Here is a 519-nt window from a genome sequence, read left to right as displayed (position 1 = left end):
GCCAGCACATCCAGATTAAATAAGTTGGCGGATGGGTTGGCTCCTTCAAAATGGCTGGTGTGACTCTTAATTAAGAGTGGATTTCCTTTAATAAGATAGCTGCGTTCAGGACCAGTTGGCGATAAATCATCCTGCAACTGACATTTGAAAGTAAGTCCCCGAGCAATCAGACTATTTTCAAACCTTTTAACCCCATTTTGAAAAAAATCCTGGATTAACTGATTAGTTTTAATCGAACCAGGGATATTTAAAGCAACACTGACGACGGTCCAGTCTGGATTACTGGAAACGAGCATTGATAACTCTTGAAAGCGTGCATGAGCGTGTTCTCGGATAGTTTGGGTATCTACTTCCTGACCTGTAGCGAAAATTTCTGGAATTTTCATTGGCAACTCCTTAGTTGTCCGCAATATTTAAATAACTGATCTTCAATAAAACGTTCACTACCTGTTCCATTGTTTGTACGGACACGAATTCAAAGCGTGAATGCATATTTTCGCCACCAGCAAAAAGATTAGG

Annotated in this window: 1 protein-coding gene; it reads right to left on the bottom strand. The window is 40.3% G+C overall.

Translation table 11 applies throughout. The annotated features are described in order from the left end of the window. A partial coding sequence (locus FC60_RS09160) for a citrate lyase holo-[acyl-carrier protein] synthase (protein ID WP_191978596.1) occupies positions 1-386 on the bottom strand: 386 nt, incomplete at its 3' end. Positions 387-519: the final 133 nt, after the last annotated feature.

The sequence above is a fragment of the Limosilactobacillus gastricus DSM 16045 genome (assembly GCF_001434365.1).
Taxonomy (GTDB): Bacteria; Bacillota; Bacilli; order Lactobacillales; family Lactobacillaceae; genus Limosilactobacillus; species Limosilactobacillus gastricus.
Note: the sequence above shows the minus strand (reverse complement) of the source record. Positions and strands in the feature narration are given on the sequence as shown.